The 438-nt window shown below is 61.4% G+C and carries 1 protein-coding gene; it reads right to left on the reverse strand.

The window, feature by feature from the left end; all coding sequences use genetic code 11:
• A partial coding sequence (locus EN984_RS37345; RefSeq protein ID WP_164766061.1) for a fasciclin domain-containing protein occupies positions 1-373 on the reverse strand: 373 nt, incomplete at its 3' end.
• Positions 374-438: the final 65 nt, after the last annotated feature.

Consider the following 438-nt stretch of genomic DNA (forward strand, 5'->3'; position numbering starts at 1 on the left):
TGGCCATCGCGGCGACATCCGCCCCCATCGCCTTGGCGCCGATGACATGGCAGGTCAGGATCTTGGTGAGCTTGTCCTTGTTTTCAGGTTTGAGCAGCGTCTCGACCGTCCCGGCCGGAAGGGCCGCGAAGGCCTCGTTGGTCGGAGCGAACACGGTGAACGGACCGGCGCCCTGCAGTGTCTCGACAAGGCCGGCGGCCTTCACGGCGGCGACCAGCGTGGTGTGGTCCTTCGAGTTCACGGCGTTCTCGACGATGTTTTTGTTAGCATACATCGCGGCGCCGCCAACCATCGGGTTTTCGGCATAGGCAGCGGTGGCAAGGGCCGAAACGGCGATCGTACCGGCGAGCAAAAGGGTGGCGTATCTACGCATGATGTCAAACTCCTCGGGTTTTTCTCTTCCCATTTTTGGGGACGCGAGGAGATACGGAACAGAAG

This window comes from Mesorhizobium sp. M7A.F.Ca.CA.004.12.1.1 (assembly GCF_003997835.1).
Lineage (GTDB): Bacteria > Pseudomonadota > Alphaproteobacteria > Rhizobiales > Rhizobiaceae > Mesorhizobium.